The following is a 16,896-nucleotide window of genomic DNA, read 5'->3' as shown; positions in this document are numbered from 1 at the left end:
GTGGGTATGGTGGTGAGTTGGAAGTGAAAAGGTTGCTAATCACACACTCGTGGCGTGATAACTATTTCCACGTCGATTTTCGGCATCCCTTCGTGCGGAGATCTGTCGCGCCCGGTTTGAACGTCAAACTTTATATCGGCGGCCCTTAATGCATTTATTACGGCAGTCTCACAATCTGTCGGATTGGTTGGATCGAGGCATCGTACGCCAATACCACTGAGGGGCGCATTGCTTAACCCCATGAACGACGGATTCTGGACTTGCCATCCTGCATTGCGAAAGGCGGCACTGATTCCGGAGTTCAACGCTGGGGCATCAGCGCAGGCCATGTCCGAACCTATACTTATCGAGCACTTCGTCCCCGCAAGGGCAGTTTGGATCTTGGTTCGTTGGTCTGCCAGAATGCGGCGAGGCATTAATTCTTCGATCTTGGCTTCGAGCAATTCTATTCGTGCTTTAGCTTCATCTGGAGATGCTCCATCGAGTTGGCGGCGATAATCCAAAATCTCATCATCTCGCAACTTAAGCCGTGCTTCTAATGACTCTATTGTATTAGATTTCAAATGGGTAACTACAAGCCAGATGACACATGCAACGACTATTATGGCTGCTAGATATATAATCGGAGCAGCCTTAATTGCGTTCCACTGTAGTTGAATGTCGTTGTTCATTGTGCGGGCATATCAGGGCGCTTTGAGTTCGCAAAACATAGAATACAAGAGCGCAAAAGAAAAAGGCCGGACCTTTGGGGAAAGGTCCGGCCCGGGAATGAGGAAGCTGGACACCTCGAAAAACTCTGGCGTTTGATCGGCGGATTTGATTCACTTCGTCGGCGATGCGTAGGAGGCGATGATGGCAAGTCAGCCTGGTTTCTTCGATCTTTCGGACCGGTACGATGCGCTGAGCGCGGCGGGCGATCCGCTGGAGCGATTAGCGGCAGTTGTGGATTTCGAGGTTTTCCGTGGTCCGCTGGTGGCAGCGCTTCGTCGCTGCGTTCGCGGCAAGGGTGGGCGACCGCCCTTTGATCCGGTGCTGATGTTCAAGATTCTGGTTCTACAGGCGCTCTATTCGCTGTCGGACGAGGCCGCCGAGTTTCAGATCAAAGACCGGTTGTCATTCCAACGGTTCCTGGGCCTTGGGCTCGATGGCACCGTGCCGGATGCGACCACGGTGTGGCTGTTTCGGGAACGCCTGGTAAATGCCAAGGCCATAGACAAACTTTTCGCTCGCTTCGACGCTGCCCTCAAGGATCGGGGCTATCTCGCCATGGGCGGGCAAATCATCGACGCTACGGTCGTGCAGGCACCCAAACAGCGCAATACCGAAGCGGAGAAAGCAGCGATCAAGGAAGGCGGCGTGCCCGAGGGCTGGAAGCCGGCCAAGACCCGGCAAAAGGACCGTGATGCGCGCTGGTCGATCAAGTACAGCAAGGCCAAGATCAAAGAGGGCGCCGATCCCAAGGCGGCTAGGCCGGTCGATCTGGCCATCCCGATGTTCGGGTACAAGAATCATATCGGCATCGACAAAACCCATGGGCTGATCCGCACCTGGGATGCCAGCGCCGCCAATGCCCATGACGGCGCACGGCTGCCGGTTCTGATCAGTAAGGACAACACTGCCTCCGGCGTCTGGGCTGATACCGCCTATCGATCCAAGAAGAACGAGGCGTTCCTGGCCAGTGGCATGTTCACCAGCCACATTCACCAGCGGCGTAAACCGCGGCGAGCGTTGCCTGAGCGGATCGCCAAGGCCAATACCCGGCGTTCCAAGATCCGCGCCCAGGTCGAGCATGTGTTCGCCGGGCAAAAGAACCGCATGGGGCTGGTCGTGCGCACCATCGGCATCGCCCGCGCTACCATCAAGATCGGCATGGCCAACTTGGCCTATAACTTCCAGCGCTTGGCCTGGCTCGAAGGGCGAACTGCGCCTGCTTGATATGAACCAAGCGCTACCGACGGTAAATCCGGCCACTGCGGCACCGGCAATATCGAAATCACCGACAAATACGCTGCAACATCACTCCTTCCACGCCGCCTCAATCCGCACCGTCGACCCTACACGCAAATCCAGCGGTTCTTCGAGGTGTCCAGCTGCGTGCGTCTTAGACGTGGCAGGCCTGTGCGCCTTTGCCGGGCACGGTGATGGTGACTTCGTCGCCCGCGCCGCTGACTTCAAAGCCTTCGGCCGTGAAGGGCTTGCCGACTTCTTCCGCCTTCAGCGTGGTGGCGGGGCCGCCCTTTTCAGTGCGCAGCTGGGCCGTCTTGTCGTCGCTCATATAGTCGACGAAGATCAGGCTGTTGTCCTTGCACCGGAACTGCTTGTTGGCCTTGACCGACGGGGGCAGCTCGACAGGCGCGGCATTGGCCAGTTCGGCAGCCATCGGATCGGCAGGGCCGCCAACGACTTCGGGTTCGTCATTCTTGTTGCAGGCGCTCAGCAGAGTGAGCGAGGCAACGGCGATCAGGGGAATGTAAAATTTCATAGCGGTCCTTCTATGTGCACCTGCAACATCCTGCGTCAACGCAAAACTGCGCTTAATCCCCCATCGCTATCATATGACGTCATGACGACACGATGACAGTCATGAAAGCGGGTACGAAAGCCGGTGTGATGGCTTGACCGGGGCGGCAGTGGCGGTCAATGCAGGGACATGGCAGACGATAGCAGCACGGCCCCTTCCAATTCGGCCCTTGATCCGGCCAGTCTTTCTTTCGAGGATGCGCTGCGCGCGCTCGAAACGATCGTGCGGCGGCTCGAAAGCGGCGACGTGCCGCTCGACGAGTCGATCTCGCTCTATGCGCAGGGCGAGGAGCTGCGCAAACGCTGTACGGAGCGGCTGGCGTCGGCGGAGGCGCGGATCGCCAAGCTGACGACAGACGCCAGCGGCGCCGTAACCGGCGCGCAGCCGTTCGGCGCGGAATGAGCGGCATGATCGGGGGAGAGACGGCCTCCGCCGGGGCATTGGTGAAGGCGCGCGCGGCAGAAGTCGCGGCCGCGATCGACCGGGCGTTCGACCATCTGCTGGGCGTGCCGGACGATCCACGGGCGCGACTGTATGAGGCGATGCGCCACGCCGCGATCGGCGGCGGCAAAAGGTTGCGGCCATTGCTGGTGCAGGCGACCAGCGACCTGTTCCATCTGTCACGCGAATCGGCGCTGCGGGTCGGCCTGGCGATCGAGTGCATCCATGTCTATTCGCTGGTGCATGACGATCTGCCCGCGATGGACAATGACGACATGCGCCGGGGCAAGGCGACCGTCCACAAGGCGTTTGACGAGGCGACGGCCATATTGGCCGGCGATTGCCTGCACGATCTGGCGTTCCAGATCCTGTCCGACGAGGAAACCCATCCCGACCCGTTCGTGCGGATAGAATTGGTGCGCGCGCTGGCGCTGGCCAGCGGTCCTGCTGGCATGGCGGGCGGGCAGATGATGGACCTGGAGGCGGAACATGCCCGGTTCGACCTGGCCACCGTCACCCGGCTGCAAAACCTAAAGACCGGGGCGCTGATCGCCTTTTGCGTCGATGCCGCCGCGATCATGGCCCGCATCCCGGTCGATGCCCGCACCGGCTTGCATGGCTATGCGCGCGACATCGGACTGGCGTTCCAGATTGCCGACGATCTGCTGGATGTAGAGGGCGACGCGACGCTGGCGGGCAAGGCGCTGGGCAAGGATGCGGCGGCGGGCAAGGAAACCTTCGTGTCGCTCCTGGGCGTCGATCGGGCGCGGGCGCAGGCGCACATGCTGGTCGATCAGGCCAAGGCGCATCTGCATGGCTATGGCGCGGAAGCCGACCTGCTGCGCGCCATTGCCGACTATATCGTGGAAAGGGATCGCTAAACGGCATGAGCAAGCAGCGCATAGGTGTCTATCCCGGCACGTTCGACCCGATTACATTGGGGCATATGGACATCATCCGGCGCGGCGCGAAGCTGGTCGACCGGCTGGTGATCGGTGTGACGACCAACATCAGCAAGTCGCCCATGTTCAGCGATGAGGAACGGCTGGAGATGGTCCGGCGCGAATGCGCGGCGATCGACGCCGACATTGTGGTCGTCGGCTTCAACTCGCTGCTGATGGACTTTGCCGAATCGCAGGGCGCAAGCGTCATCATTCGCGGGCTGCGCGCGGTCGCCGACTTTGAATATGAATATCAAATGGCGGGGATGAACCAGCAGATCAACGCCCGCGTCGAAACGGTATTCCTGATGGCGGACGTGTGCCTGCAACCGATCGCGTCGCGACTGGTCAAGGAAATCGCGCTCTATGGCGGGCCGATCCATAAATTTGTGGGGCCGGTGGTGCGCGACGAAGTCGTGGCGCGGGTAGAAAAACTGGGACGCAAGGGCAGCGTATAAGCTCGCTCAGCCTGCGTTCAGTTGCCAATCGCGATCAGCGCGCTATCAGGACGGCCAAGATATTGAGGAAAGTAAGTCCCATGCGTTTCACCTGCGCGCTCAAGACCGTGGCGATCGGCATCGCCCTCACTGCGTCCGGCATGGCCTATGCCCAGGGCGGCGGTAGCAAGGGCGATGAATTGAAGAAGGCGGAGGCTGCGGCGCGGGCGGCGGAGAATGCCAAGTCGCTGGGCGGCGACCTGACCCCCAAGCTGCCGCCTGCGGTGGTGCCGGCCGATCCGCAGAATATCTGGGATCTGGACCTGTCGAGCGGCGGGCGGGTGCGTATCCAGCTGCGCCCCGACATCGCGCCCAACCATGTCGAGCGGATCAAGGAACTGACCCGGCAGGGTTTCTACAATGGCCTGAAATTCCATCGCGTCATTCCCGGCTTCATGGCGCAGGGCGGCGACCCCAAGGGCGACGGCACGGGCGGTTCGACGTTGCCGGACCTGAAGGCCGAGTTCAACCCGATGCCCCATCTGCGCGGTACCGTGTCGATGGCCCGCGCCCAGAGCGAGGATAGCGCCAACAGCCAGTTCTTCATCGTGCTGTTGCCCAGGATGCAGCTCGACAAGAAATATACGGTGTTTGGCCGGGTGATCGAGGGCATGAATTATGTCGATGCGATTGCGCAGGGCGAACCGCCCGCCAACCCGACCGTGATCCTGCAAGCATCGATCGAGAGCGACGGCAAGCCGCCGGTGACCGCGCCGGTCGCCCCGGTTGCGCCGTCGATTATTGGCGCGCCGGCGAAATAAGCGGGAGAAGGGGCTGGTTCGTCCGGCCACCATCCCTTCGCTTTATCATGATTATAGCACCGGGTGTTCCCGCCTTCGCGGGAACACCGATAAAGGCTGAACAGGGCAGCGTTTAGACCATGCGCGTAGACCTTTTCGATTTCGACCTGCCGCCGGAGAATATTGCGCTGCGGCCTGCGTCGCCGCGCGATAGTGCGCGCTTGCTGCTGGTGCCGGGCGAGGGCGACTTTGCTAACCTGAGCGTGCGTGACCTGCCCTCGCTGTTGCGGGCGGGCGATGTGCTGGTGTTCAACGATACGCGCGTCATTCCGGCCCAGCTGGAGGGGATGCGCGGCAATGCGCGGATCGGCGCGACGCTGCACAAAAGGCTGGGGCTGCGCCAGTGGCAGGCCTTTTTGCGCAATGCCAAGAGGGTGCGTGACGGTGACCGGATCGATTTCGGCGCGGGGGTCACGGCCATCGCCGGGCCGCGCGACGATGATGGTGGGGTGACGCTGAGCTTCGAGGGCGAGGAGCCGGTGGAGATATTGCTGGAGCGGGCAGGGCGGATGCCATTGCCGCCCTATATTGCCAGCAAGCGTCCGACCGACGAGCGCGACCGGGCCGATTACCAGACGATGTTCGCGCGGGAGGATGGTGCGGTGGCAGCGCCCACGGCTGCGCTGCATTTCACCCCGGAATTGATGGCGGCGCTGGCGGAGCGCGGCATCGTGACCGAGACGCTGACGCTGCATGTGGGCGCGGGGACATTCCTGCCGGTCAAGGCGGACGATACCGACGATCATCGGATGCACGCCGAATGGGGCCGGATCGAGGCGGCGACGGCGGAGCGGCTGAATGCCGCACGCGCGGCGGGCGGGCGGCTGATCGCTGTTGGCACCACCAGCCTGCGCCTGCTGGAAAGCGCGGCGGGCGAGGATGGCATCATCCGTGCCTTTGCCGATGAAACCCGGATTTTCATCACGCCGGGCTATCGGTTCCGGGCGGTCGACGGGTTGATGACCAATTTCCATTTGCCCAAATCGACCCTGTTCATGCTGGTCAGCGCGCTGATGGGGACGGAGCGGATGCGGGCGGCTTATGCCCATGCGATCGGGGCGGGCTATCGTTTCTACAGCTATGGCGATTCGTCGCTGCTGCTGCCGTGACGCCGGGATGATCCGGGGCGGCATTTTGTGCTAGGCCAGCGCGCATGAGCAAGCAGGCGGGAAGCGAGGAAGGCGGGCGGTCCCGGCGCGAGGAGATACTCGCGATCGCGGCGCAGCTGTTCGCGCGCAAGGGCTATCGTGGCACGTCGATGCGCGACATTGGCGAGGCGTCCGGGGTGCTGGGCGGATCGCTCTATCACCATATCAAGTCCAAGGACGCGCTGTTCGTCGAATTGCATAATGGCGCCCTCGATGAAGCGGAGGCGCGGATCGCAGCCGCGGTGGCGGACGTCGCCGATCCGTGGGAGCGGCTGGAAGCGGCGTGCGTTGCGCTGCTGGAGGTGCAACTGGCACCCGATTCGCTGACGACGCCGATGATGAATGATTTTCGCGAAGTGCCCGACGATGTGCGTATGCAGCTTGTGGCGCGGCGCGACCGTTTCGAGGGGCTGTTCCGGGCGATCGTGGCCGACCTGCCTTTACCGGCGGGGATCGACAGGTCGATCTATCGTAATCTGCTCCTGTCGCAACTCAACGCGGCGGCGGACTGGTTCCGGCCCGGTCGCCTGACACCCCGCGAGATTGCGGTGCAGGTCGCGCGGATCTTCCGGCACGAGGGTTAGTCCCGCCGGGCCAGCGCCACGGGCAATTCGCTGCGCAACAGGTCGAGCAGGCCGGTAATCTTGGGCAAGAGGTGGCGGCGCTGGGGATAGACGGCCCAGATCGGCTCATCCTCCATCGCGAAATTGGCGAGCAGCGGCACTAGCGCGCCGGACGCGATATGGGGCAGGACGTAGAATTCGGGCAACTGGCATATGCCCATGCCTGCGATGGCGGCCTGCGCCACCGCTTCCCCGCTGTTGCAGCGCCAGCGGCCGCGCGGGCGGATGGTTTCGATCCGGCCCCAGGAGCGAAACTGCCAACTGGTCGTGGTGCCGATCAGGCAGTCATGATGGGCAAGGTCGGCAATGGCGTTGGGCGTGCCGCGCGCCGCGAGATAGGCGGGGGCGGCGCAGGTATAGAGGGTGCGCGAGGCAATGCGCGTGCCGATCAGGCGGCTATCGGCCAGCGTTCCCGTGCGGATCGCCATGTCATACCCTTCGCCGATCAGGTCCACCAGCCGGTTGGTCAGCTCTATCGTGACAGCGAGTTTGACATAGCGTGCGGCGAATGCGCGGACGATGGGGGCGATGAAGCGCTCCCCCATGGCGGTCGAGCAGGTGATGCGCAGGTCGCCCTGCGGTTCCGCCCTTCGCTGATCAGCGCAATGGCTTCGTCCCGTTCCGTGACGATACGGCTGCAATGGTCGTAGAAGAGGCGGCCCGTGTCGGTCAGCCGGACGGTGCGGGTCGTGCGGTGAAAGAGCGGGCGTTGCACCCGATTTTCCAGCGCGGCGATCGCGCGGCTCATATGGGTGGTGGACAGGCCGAGCGCATCCGCGCCGCCCTTGAAACTGCCCGTGGTCGCCACGGCGACAAATTCGTCTATCCCATCCCAGCCGCGCATGGATTATCCCTGATATGAAATAATGAATTGCAACAATCCCTCCTTATCGCGCGGGTGGGATATTGCTAGGGCGGAGCCATATCAGAACAGGAGCTTTCCCCATGAAAACCCGCGCCGCCGTCGCCTTTGAAGCCAAAAAGCCGCTGGAGATTGTCGAGGTCGATCTGGAGGGGCCAAAAGCGGGTGAAGTGCTGGTCGAGATCATGGCGACCGGCATTTGCCATACCGACGCCTACACGCTGGACGGGTTCGACAGCGAGGGCATTTTCCCGTCGATCCTGGGGCATGAAGGCGCGGGCATCGTGCGCGAGGTGGGACCGGGCGTTACCAGCGTGCAGCCGGGCGATCATGTCATCCCGCTCTACACGCCCGAATGCCGCCAGTGCAAAAGCTGCCTCAGTGGCAAGACCAACCTGTGCACCGCGATCCGCGCGACGCAGGGCAAGGGGCTGATGCCCGACGGCACGACGCGCTTTTCCTACAAGGGCCAGCCGATCTTTCACTATATGGGCTGTTCGACCTTCTCCAACTTCACCGTGCTGCCCGAAATCGCGGTGGCAAAGATCCGTGAGGACGCGCCGTTCGACAAGAGCTGTTATATCGGTTGCGGCGTGACCACGGGCGTGGGCGCGGTGGTGAACAGCGCCAAGGTGACGCCGGGGTCCAACGTCATCATCTTCGGCTTGGGCGGCATTGGCCTGAACGTCATTCAGGGCGCGAAGCTGGTCGGCGCGGACATGATCATCGGCGTCGACATCAATGACAGCAAGGAAGAATGGGGCCGCCGTTTCGGCATGACCCACTTCGTCAATCCCAACAAGGTGGACGGTGACATCGTCCAGCATCTTGTCGCGCTGACCGATGGCGGGGCGGACTATACGTTCGATTGCACCGGCAATACCGGGGTGATGCGCACCGCGCTGGAGGCGTGCCATCGCGGCTGGGGCGAAAGCATCATCATCGGCGTCGCCGAAGCGGGCAAGGAAATCAGCACCCGCCCGTTCCAGCTGGTCACTGGCCGGGTGTGGAAGGGCAGCGCGTTCGGCGGGGCCAAGGGCCGGACCGACGTGCCCAAGATCGTCGACTGGTACATGAACGGCAAGATCGAGATCGACCCGATGATCACCCATATGCTGAGCCTGGAAGAGATCAACAAGGGGTTCGACCTGATGCATGCGGGCGAGAGCATCCGCAGCGTCGTTGTGTTCTGAGCGGAGAGCGATCCATGTTTACCCATGTCTATTTCGGCACCAACGACATTGAAAAGGCGCGCGCCTTCTGGGACGCGACCATGGGGGCGCTGGGCTATGCCGCGGCCCCCTATCCCAATGGCCTGATCTATCCGTCGGCCAGCGGCGCGGTGGTGGTCGCCAAGCCTGCCGATGGCGCGCCAGCGACCTCTGCCAACGGCCATACGCTGGGCTTTGCCGCGAAAAGCTATGCCGAGGTGGACGCCTTTCACGACAATGGCGTTGCGGCAGGTGGGACGAGCGAAGGCGCGCCGGGCTTCCGGCCCAATTCGCCCGGCAATATGTATGGCGCCTATCTGCGTGACCCGGATGGCAACAAGATTTGCGCCTATGCGCCCAATGTCGGCCCGAAGGATTGAACGGCGTGGAGACCGTTTCGGAAAATCGCGCCTTTGGCGGCGTGCAGGGCGTGTATCGCCATGCATCGGCCAGCACGGGGACGGACATGGTCTTTTCCGTGTTCGTGCCGCCGCATGAGGCGGGGGCGAAGCTGCCGGTGGTCTGGTATCTGTCGGGCCTGACCTGCACCCATGCCAATGTGACAGAGAAAGGCGAGTTTCGCGCGATCTGCGCCGAACTGGGGCTGATCTTCGTCGCGCCCGACACGTCGCCGCGGGGCGAAGGCGTGGCTGACGATCCCGATGGCGCCTATGATTTCGGGCTGGGTGCCGGCTTTTACGTCGATGCGACCGAGGCACCCTTTGCGGCGCATTACAAGATGTGGTCCTATGTGACGGAAGAACTGCCCGCGCTGATCGCAGCAGAATTTCCCGCCGACATGGGGCGGCAGTCGATCATGGGCCATTCGATGGGCGGGCATGGCGCGCTGACGATCGGGCTGACGCTGGCGGATCGGTTCAAGGCGGTGTCGGCCTTTGCGCCGATCGTCGCGCCAAGCCAGGTGCCATGGGGTCAGAAGGCGCTGTCAGGCTATCTGGGCGATGACAAGGCGGCGTGGCGCAAGCATGATGCGGTCGCGCTGATCGAGGATGGCGCGCGGGTCGATGCATTGCTGGTCGATCAGGGTGGGGCGGACGGGTTTCTGGACAAGGAACTACGCCCGGACCTGCTGCGCACGGCTTGCGACGCGGCGGGGATCGACCTGACGCTGACGGTGCGGGACGGCTACGACCATAGCTATTATTTCATCTCCACCTTCATGGCGGATCATCTGCGCTGGCATGGGGAAAGATTGGGGCAAGGGGCATGAGCGATAGGGTTTTGAGCGACTATTATGCCGCCTTCAATCGCGGGGACAGCGCCGCGATGCTGGCGCTGCTGACCGACGATGTGGTGCATGAGCCGAGCCAGGGCGCGGTGCGCAACGGCAAGGCGGCCTTTGCCGAATTTCTGGACCATATGAACCGCTGCTATAGCGAGACGGTGATCGAGCCTGTGTTCCTGACATCGGCCGACGGCACGCGGGCGGCGGCGGAGTTCATGCTGGAGGGCGAATATCTGGTGACCGACGGCGATTTGCCAGCGGCAGCCGGGCAGCGATACCGGCTGCGCGTCGGCGCGTTTTTCGAGATACGCGACGGCAGGATCGCGCGGGTGAGCAACCATTATAATCTGGCGGACTGGCTGGCGCAGGTGGGGTGAGGCCCGCCATAACGGGAAGCGATTGATACCCTTTGCAAGTCCTGCACGAAAATCCTCCCCTGTAAGGGGAGGTGTCAGCGCGTAGCGATGACGGAGGGGTGTCACCCTATCGATAGCAGGACACCCCTCCGTCTGGCCTGCGGCCAGCCACCTCCCCTTAAAGGGGAGGATTTTCTGATCATTCGATCTGGCTGACGTCGCGCACTGCGCCCTTGGCGGCGTTGGTGGTCATGGCGGCATAGGCGCGCAGGGCCGGTGAGACGTCGCGCTTGCGGCCAAAGGGTTTCCACGCCTTTGCTCCCATCTTTTCCATTTCGGCGCGGCGTTCGGCCAGCACGGCATCGTCCAGGTCCAGCTTGATCACGCGATTGGGAATGTCGATGACGATCGGATCGCCGGTCTGGACCAGCGCGATCAGGCCGCCTTCGGCTGCTTCGGGCGAGACATGGCCGATCGACAGGCCCGACGTGCCGCCCGAAAAGCGGCCATCGGTGATGAGGGCGCATGCCTTGCCCAGCCCCTTGGATTTCAGATAGCTGGTCGGATAGAGCATTTCCTGCATGCCCGGCCCGCCCTTTGGCCCTTCATAGCGGATGACGACGACGTCGCCGGCCTTGACCTCATTGCCCAAAATGCCCGCGACCGAGGCGTCCTGACTTTCATAGACGCGCGCCGTGCCGTGGAAAGTGAGGATGCTGTCGTCCACGCCCGCCGTCTTGACGATGCAGCCTTCGGGCGCAAGGTTGCCATAGAGGACGGCAAGGCCGCCATCCTTGGAGAAGGGATGGTCTGCGGAGCGGATCACGCCCGTTTCGCGGTCCAGGTCCAGTTCTTCCCAGCGAGCGGACTGGCTGAAGGCGGTCTGGGTCGGGACACCGCCGGGCGCCGCGCGGAAGAAGGCGCGGACTTCATCGCTATTGGTGCGGCCAATATCCCAGCGGGCGAGCGCTGCGGCCATGGTGGGCGCGTGGACGGTCGGCAGGCTGGTGTCGACCAGCCCCGCGCGCTCCAGTTCGCCCAATATCGCCATGATGCCACCGGCGCGGTGCACATCCTCCATATGCACGTCCTGCTTGGCGGGCGCGACCTTGCACAGGCAGGGGACGCGGCGCGACAGGCGGTCGATGTCGGCCATGGTGAAATCGACCCCGCCTTCATGGGCGGCGGCCAAAAGGTGAAGCACGGTGTTGGTCGAGCCGCCCATGGCGATGTCCAGGCTCATCGCATTTTCGAACGCGGCGAAGCTGGCAATCGTGCGCGGCAGGGCGGTGGCGTCATCCTGTTCATACCAGCGCTTGGCGAGATCGACGATGACATGGCCCGCTTCACGGAACAGCCGTTCGCGATCGGAATGGGTGGCGAGCGTCGAACCATTGCCGGGGAGCGAGAGGCCAAGCGCTTCGGTCAGGCAGTTCATCGAATTGGCGGTGAACATGCCAGAGCATGACCCGCAGGTGGGGCAGGCGGAACGTTCGATGGTTTTGACTTCTTCGTCGGTATAGCTTTCGTCGGCAGCGACGACCATGGCGTCGACCAGGTCGAGCGCCACTTCCTTGCCGCGCATCACGACCTTGCCCGCTTCCATCGGCCCGCCGGAAACGAACACGGCGGGGATATTGAGGCGCATCGCGGCCATCAGCATGCCGGGCGTGATCTTGTCGCAATTGGAGATGCAGACCATCGCGTCGGCGCAATGGGCGTTGACCATATATTCGACGCTGTCGGCGATCAGATCACGACTGGGGAGCGAATAGAGCATCCCGCCATGACCCATGGCGATGCCGTCATCGACCGCGATGGTGTTGAATTCCTTGGCGACACCGCCTGCCGCCTCGATCTCGCGAGCGACCAACTGGCCCAGATCCTTGAGGTGGACATGGCCGGGGACGAACTGGGTGAAGCTGTTGACCACGGCGATGATCGGCTTGCCGAAATCCTCATCCTTCATGCCCGTCGCGCGCCACAGCCCGCGCGCGCCCGCCATGTTGCGGCCATGGGTGGTGGTTCTGGAGCGATAGGCAGGCATGGTCGATGTCCCTGAAAAGATAATCCTCGCGGGCGGCTCTATACCCGTTGGGTTTGGGTGTGAAATATATTATTGATGCCCCATTAGGTCGCAGGACATATGAAATATGGACATCCGCCAGTTGCGGCATTTCGTCATGGTCGCCGAAACGCTGCATTTCGGGCAGGCGGCGGAACGGCTGCATATGACCCAGCCACCACTCAGCCAGTCGATCCTGATGCTGGAGCGCGAACTGGGCGCGCCGCTGTTCGCGCGGACCAAGCGGCGGGTCGCGCTGACCCCGTTCGGGGCGCAATGGCTGGAGCAGGTGCGCCCGGCAATCGCCGTGATCGACGCGCTGCCGGATGCGGCGCGGCAGTTGCGCGAGGGGCGGGCCGGGCATCTGGCGCTCTCCTTTGTCAGCACCGCAGACTATAGCGTGCTGCCCGCGCTGGTGCGCCGCTATGCCGCGCTGTTCCCGCAGGTTGAAATCCGCCTGACGGAGGCGACCAGCGACGTGCAGATTCCGGCATTGCTGGCGGGGCAGGCGCATGCGGGCATATTGATCCCGCCCGCTGATGCGCCCTTGCCGCCGGACCTGTGCTATCGCCGCCTGATCCGCGAGCCGCTGGTCGCGGCGCTGCCGGAGCAATGGGTGGAGGCAGGGGCGATCGATGCGGCGGCGATCGTGTCGCTGCCGCTGATCCTGTTCCCGCGCGCGGTGGCGCCCGCCTTTCACGATCTGGTCACCGGCTATTATGCGGCGCGCGGCGCGCAGGCCAATATCGTGCAGCAGGCGATCCAGATGCAGACGATCATCAGCCTGGTGTCGGCGGGGCTGGGGATAGCGCTGGTTCCGGCTTCGCTGCGCAATCTGGCGCGGGCGGGCGTGGTCTATGCCGATCTTGGCGATCCGCCGATGCTGGAAACCGGGCTGGCGTGGCGGCGGGAGGACGAGACGCCGACATTGCGCCAGTTTCTGGAATTGGCACAAGGGGCATGAGAAGATCGCTGGCGCGGGCTTTACCGGCTGGCATCGCCGGGCGTAGAGCAAGGGCATGACAATGGAAGATGATGCAGGTCGCCCCGCAGCGACGGTAGTGATCGTGCGCGATCGACCCGATGGGCCGCCCGACATATTGATGATGGAACGGGCATCGACCATGGCCTTTGCCGCGGGCGCGCTGGTCTTTCCCGGCGGCGGGGTGGACGCGCATGACCATGCGCTGGCGGCACGGATCGATCATGGGCTTGAACAGGATGAGGCCGCGGCGCGGATCGCGGCGATCCGCGAAACGATCGAGGAAAGCGGGCTGGGTGTTGGCCTGATCGGGGGCCTGAACGGGGATCTGGCGGACGCGGTCGACGGGCCGACGGTATTGTCGTTGCGGCAGGGGTTGCTGGCCGGGACGATGCTGGGCGATTTGCTCGACAGCCATGGCCTGACGCTGGCGCTCGATCAGTTGACGCCCTTTGCCCGATGGCATCCGGCACCGTTTGAAAAGGCGATCCGGGTCTATGACACGCGCTTTTACATCGCGCGCGCGCCCGACGCACAGGAAGCCGTCGCCGACGCGACGGAGAATGTGCATCTGTTCTGGAGCAGCGCCACCGCCACGCTGGCGCGATGCGATGCGGGGGATGGGCGTATCATCTTTCCCACCCGGCGCAATCTGGAGCGGTTGGCGCTGGCGGGAAGCCATGCCGAGATGATCGCCCATGCCGCCGCCCACCCGGTTGAAAAAGTGCGGCCATGGGTGGAAGATCGCGACGGCGAACAGCATTTATGCATCCCCGATCATCTGGGCTATCCCGTCACATCGGAACCTTTCTGGCAGGTCCGGCGTGGTTAGGGGATGCGTCAAATCCACATGTTCCTGCGTCACATCCTGTTCTGGGGCGCTTTGCTCTGCCTGATCCTGCTGGCCTATGCCGTGCTGCGGCAGCGGCCGCAGGACCTGCCCTGGACAAAGATCGATCTTGATCAGCCGATTGGCCTGTTTACCGGGCGGAAGCTGGCGGCGCTGACGGGGGAGCGGGCGCAATGTCTGGCGCTGCTGGAACAGGCGGGCGTGTCCTATAGCGCGATGGAGCCGGGCGGGTCGGGGCAGTGCGTCTATGATGATGCCGTACGGCTGAAAGCCGAACGCGGGGCACTGGCCTACGCCCCGGCGGCAGTCGCGCCTTCCTGCCCGGTGGTGGCTGCGCTCAAGTTATGGGAGTGGCAGGTGGTCCAGCCTGCCGCGCAGCGCATCTATGGCCAGCCGGTCGCTTCGCTGCGGCATTTTGGCAGCTATAGCTGTCGGCGGATGTACGGGCGCAGCGCTGGCGATTTCAGCGAGCATGCGACCGCCGATGCGATCGACATTGCTGCCTTTGTCCTGGCGGACGGGCGGCAGATCAGCGTGCTGAACGACTGGGAGGGCAAGGCCAGGGACGCTGAGTTTCTGCGCGCGGTGCGGGACGGGGCGTGCGACCTGTTTTCGACCGTACTGTCGCCCGACTATAACAAGGCGCACCGCGATCATTTCCATCTGGATCAGGCGGAACGCGGCGCGACCGGGTGGCGGGCGTGCCGGTGACATTGCTCCGCTAAATACGTCATGCCAGCGAAGGCTGGCATCCCATTTTTCTTTTCGGCGCTTGAGCAAAAGAAGGGAGATCCCAGCTTTCGCTGGGATGACGTGAGGATTTTATTGGCCGAAGCCGCTTTCGCGCGCCAGCGCCACCGCCTCACGCGCTGCCGCCAGTAGCGCGCCGCTCTTGGCTTCGCATTCGCGCTGTTCATATTCGGGGGTGGAATCCGCAACGATCCCGGCCCCTGCCTGCACATGCATGACGCCGTCTTTCAACACGGCGGTACGCAGGACGATGCAGCTGTCCATATTGCCGTCCGGGCTGAAATAGCCGACGCCACCGGCATAGGCGCCGCGGGTTTCAGGCTCCAGTTCGGCAATGATCTCGCACGCGCGGACTTTGGGTGCGCCCGATACGGTGCCCGCCGGAAATCCTGCAAACAGCGCGTCGATCGCATCCTTGTCCGGCGCCAGCTGGCCAACGACGTTGGAAACGATGTGCATGACATGGCTGTAGAATTCGACGGTGTAGCTGTCGGTCACGGTCACGCTGCCAGCCGTTGCGACGCGGCCGACGTCGTTGCGGCCAAGGTCCAGCAGCATCAGATGTTCGGCCCGTTCCTTTGGATCGGACAACAGGCTTTCGCGGTTGGCGGCGTCCTCCACGGCGTTTTTGCCGCGCGGGCGGGTGCCTGCGATCGGGCGGATCGTGACTTCGCCGTTACGGGCACGAACCAATATTTCCGGCGACGATCCGATCAGCGCAAAGCCTGGCAGATCGAGATAATAAAGGAAGGGCGATGGATTGATCCGCCGCAGCGCGCGATAGAGAGCGATCGGCGGCAGGCTGAACGGGCTGGTGAAACGCTGCGCCAGGACGACCTGAAAAATATCGCCCGCGACGATATAGTCCTTGGCCCTGGTCACCATGGCGGCATAGCGGCCAGGCTCCAGAACCGGGGTCACTGCGATGTCGGCCATGTCCGCCGGGGCGGGGGTGGCGGGCAGCGGGGCGGCGAGGCGCGCGGCGGTCGCGTCGATCCGTTCGAGCGCGGCGTCGATCGCCCGATCAGCAGCGCCTTCGGCATCGGTAAAGCTGCCCTTCCACACCGGCGCGACGAGATAGAGGGCGTCGGCCAGCCGGTCGAATATCAGGATCACGGTCGGGCGCACGAACAGCATGTCGGGCAGGGCGATAGGATTGGGCGCGGGGCGGGGCAGTTTTTCGACCAGCCCGACCGTCTCATAGCCGAAATAGCCGACAAGGCAGGCGAGCGCGGCGGGCAGGGCGGGGTCAAGTTCCGCGCGGCATTCGGCGACCAGCGCCCGCAACGCCGTCAGCGCGTCGGCCTCGATCGGCTCGAACGCAGTGCGGTCGGTCGCCCATTGGCGGTTGATCTGCGCCTTGTCGCCATCGGCGCGGAACAGGAGGTCGGGGGCGAGGCCGATCAGGCTGTGGCGACCGCGCACCGCGCCGCCCTCCACCGATTCAAGCAGGAAGTCGCCGCGATCCGCCTCGAACAATTTGAGCGCGGCGGAAATGGGCGTGTCGGTGTCGGCAATCTGACGCCGCCACACCAGCGCCGATTCGCCCCGCGCCAGCGCCGCGCGCGCGAAAGCGATGCCGTCCCCGCCCGTTGCGCCCATA

At 63.5% G+C, this 16,896-nt stretch carries 18 protein-coding genes and 1 pseudogene; 14 read left to right on the top strand and 5 right to left on the bottom strand.

Annotation, left to right across the window (positions count from 1 at the left end; translation table 11 throughout):
* Positions 1-35: 35 nt before the first annotated feature.
* Positions 36-671: a hypothetical protein gene (locus CJD35_RS22320; RefSeq protein ID WP_140159584.1), complete on the bottom strand. Its 636-nt coding sequence runs from the start codon at positions 669-671 to the stop codon at positions 36-38.
* Between the two features lie 181 nt (positions 672-852).
* Between CJD35_RS22320 and CJD35_RS01385 the strand changes: the two genes are divergently transcribed.
* Positions 853-1,935 (top strand): IS5 family transposase, encoded by a 1,083-nt coding sequence (locus CJD35_RS01385; RefSeq protein WP_031309815.1) that lies wholly within the window; start codon positions 853-855, stop codon positions 1,933-1,935.
* 166 nt (positions 1,936-2,101) lie between these two features.
* Here CJD35_RS01385 and CJD35_RS01380 read toward each other — a convergent pair whose 3' ends face one another.
* Positions 2,102-2,482: a hypothetical protein gene (locus tag CJD35_RS01380; RefSeq protein ID WP_017184150.1), complete on the bottom strand. Its 381-nt coding sequence runs from the start codon at positions 2,480-2,482 to the stop codon at positions 2,102-2,104.
* Positions 2,483-2,650: 168 nt separating this feature from the next.
* On the opposite strand from CJD35_RS01380, the gene CJD35_RS01375 reads away from it, so the two are divergent.
* The 6 genes from CJD35_RS01375 (at position 2,651) to CJD35_RS01350 (ending at position 6,932) form a co-directional block, all read left to right on the top strand.
* Positions 2,651-2,923, top strand: coding sequence for an exodeoxyribonuclease VII small subunit (locus tag CJD35_RS01375; protein ID WP_017184151.1), 273 nt, complete (start codon positions 2,651-2,653; stop codon positions 2,921-2,923).
* 5 nt (positions 2,924-2,928) lie between these two features.
* A complete protein-coding gene (locus CJD35_RS01370) occupies positions 2,929-3,843 on the top strand; it encodes a polyprenyl synthetase family protein (RefSeq protein WP_380790590.1) in 915 nt (304 codons plus the stop codon).
* 5 nt (positions 3,844-3,848) lie between these two features.
* Positions 3,849-4,361 carry a pantetheine-phosphate adenylyltransferase gene (coaD, locus tag CJD35_RS01365; RefSeq protein WP_017184153.1) on the top strand — a complete coding sequence of 171 codons (513 nt, stop codon included), beginning with the start codon at positions 3,849-3,851 and terminating at the stop codon, positions 4,359-4,361.
* 80 nt (positions 4,362-4,441) lie between these two features.
* Positions 4,442-5,161 carry a peptidylprolyl isomerase gene (locus CJD35_RS01360; protein WP_017184154.1) on the top strand — a complete coding sequence of 240 codons (720 nt, stop codon included), beginning with the start codon at positions 4,442-4,444 and terminating at the stop codon, positions 5,159-5,161.
* A 119-nt stretch (positions 5,162-5,280) separates the two neighbouring features.
* Positions 5,281-6,309: a tRNA preQ1(34) S-adenosylmethionine ribosyltransferase-isomerase QueA gene (queA, locus tag CJD35_RS01355; RefSeq protein WP_086485750.1), complete on the top strand. Its 1,029-nt coding sequence runs from the start codon at positions 5,281-5,283 to the stop codon at positions 6,307-6,309.
* 44 nt (positions 6,310-6,353) lie between these two features.
* Entirely contained in the window at positions 6,354-6,932 is a 579-nt protein-coding gene (locus CJD35_RS01350; protein ID WP_017184156.1) for a TetR/AcrR family transcriptional regulator, read from the top strand.
* Here the strand turns inward: CJD35_RS01350 and CJD35_RS01345 are convergent.
* Positions 6,929-7,815, bottom strand: a pseudogene (locus CJD35_RS01345) (LysR family transcriptional regulator). The gene CJD35_RS01350 and the pseudogene CJD35_RS01345 overlap by 4 nt on opposite strands.
* 101 nt (positions 7,816-7,916) lie before the next feature.
* Here CJD35_RS01345 and CJD35_RS01340 point away from each other — a divergent pair.
* From CJD35_RS01340 to CJD35_RS01325, 4 genes are read left to right on the top strand one after another with little or no spacing between them, the layout of a single operon-like run.
* On the top strand, positions 7,917-9,026 hold the full coding sequence (locus CJD35_RS01340) for an S-(hydroxymethyl)glutathione dehydrogenase/class III alcohol dehydrogenase (protein WP_017184158.1): 1,110 nt from the start codon (positions 7,917-7,919) through the stop codon (positions 9,024-9,026).
* A gap of 14 nt (positions 9,027-9,040) precedes the next feature.
* Complete coding sequence (locus tag CJD35_RS01335; protein ID WP_017184159.1) at positions 9,041-9,424, top strand: VOC family protein; 384 nt, start codon at positions 9,041-9,043, stop codon at positions 9,422-9,424.
* A 5-nt stretch (positions 9,425-9,429) separates the two neighbouring features.
* Complete coding sequence (gene fghA / locus CJD35_RS01330; protein ID WP_026002577.1) at positions 9,430-10,275, top strand: S-formylglutathione hydrolase; 846 nt, start codon at positions 9,430-9,432, stop codon at positions 10,273-10,275.
* Positions 10,272-10,667 carry a ketosteroid isomerase-related protein gene (locus CJD35_RS01325; RefSeq protein ID WP_086485749.1) on the top strand — a complete coding sequence of 132 codons (396 nt, stop codon included), beginning with the start codon at positions 10,272-10,274 and terminating at the stop codon, positions 10,665-10,667. Before fghA ends, CJD35_RS01325 begins: the two co-directional genes overlap by 4 nt.
* Before the next feature lie 178 nt (positions 10,668-10,845).
* On the opposite strand, the gene ilvD is transcribed toward CJD35_RS01325, so the two are convergent.
* Positions 10,846-12,693: a dihydroxy-acid dehydratase gene (ilvD, locus tag CJD35_RS01320; protein WP_017184162.1), complete on the bottom strand. Its 1,848-nt coding sequence runs from the start codon at positions 12,691-12,693 to the stop codon at positions 10,846-10,848.
* 106 nt (positions 12,694-12,799) lie between these two features.
* Here ilvD and CJD35_RS01315 point away from each other — a divergent pair, with 106 nt between their 5' ends.
* The 3 genes from CJD35_RS01315 to CJD35_RS01305 are packed head-to-tail and all read left to right on the top strand — an operon-like array spanning position 12,800 to position 15,254.
* Positions 12,800-13,675 carry a LysR family transcriptional regulator gene (locus CJD35_RS01315; RefSeq protein WP_017184163.1) on the top strand — a complete coding sequence of 292 codons (876 nt, stop codon included), beginning with the start codon at positions 12,800-12,802 and terminating at the stop codon, positions 13,673-13,675.
* Between the two features lie 55 nt (positions 13,676-13,730).
* Complete coding sequence (locus CJD35_RS01310; protein ID WP_095686741.1) at positions 13,731-14,525, top strand: NUDIX hydrolase; 795 nt, start codon at positions 13,731-13,733, stop codon at positions 14,523-14,525.
* A gap of 3 nt (positions 14,526-14,528) precedes the next feature.
* Positions 14,529-15,254, top strand: coding sequence for an extensin-like domain-containing protein (locus CJD35_RS01305; RefSeq protein WP_017184165.1), 726 nt, complete (start codon positions 14,529-14,531; stop codon positions 15,252-15,254).
* Between the two features lie 111 nt (positions 15,255-15,365).
* Here the strand turns inward: CJD35_RS01305 and trpE are convergent, their stop codons facing one another.
* Positions 15,366-16,895: an anthranilate synthase component I gene (gene trpE / locus CJD35_RS01300; protein WP_017184166.1), complete on the bottom strand. Its 1,530-nt coding sequence runs from the start codon at positions 16,893-16,895 to the stop codon at positions 15,366-15,368.
* Position 16,896: the final 1 nt, after the last annotated feature.

The organism is Sphingobium xenophagum, assembly GCF_002288285.1.
Lineage (GTDB): Bacteria > Pseudomonadota > Alphaproteobacteria > Sphingomonadales > Sphingomonadaceae > Sphingobium > Sphingobium xenophagum.
The sequence above is the reverse complement of the archived record's forward strand: the minus strand, read 5'-3'. Positions and strand labels throughout refer to the sequence as shown.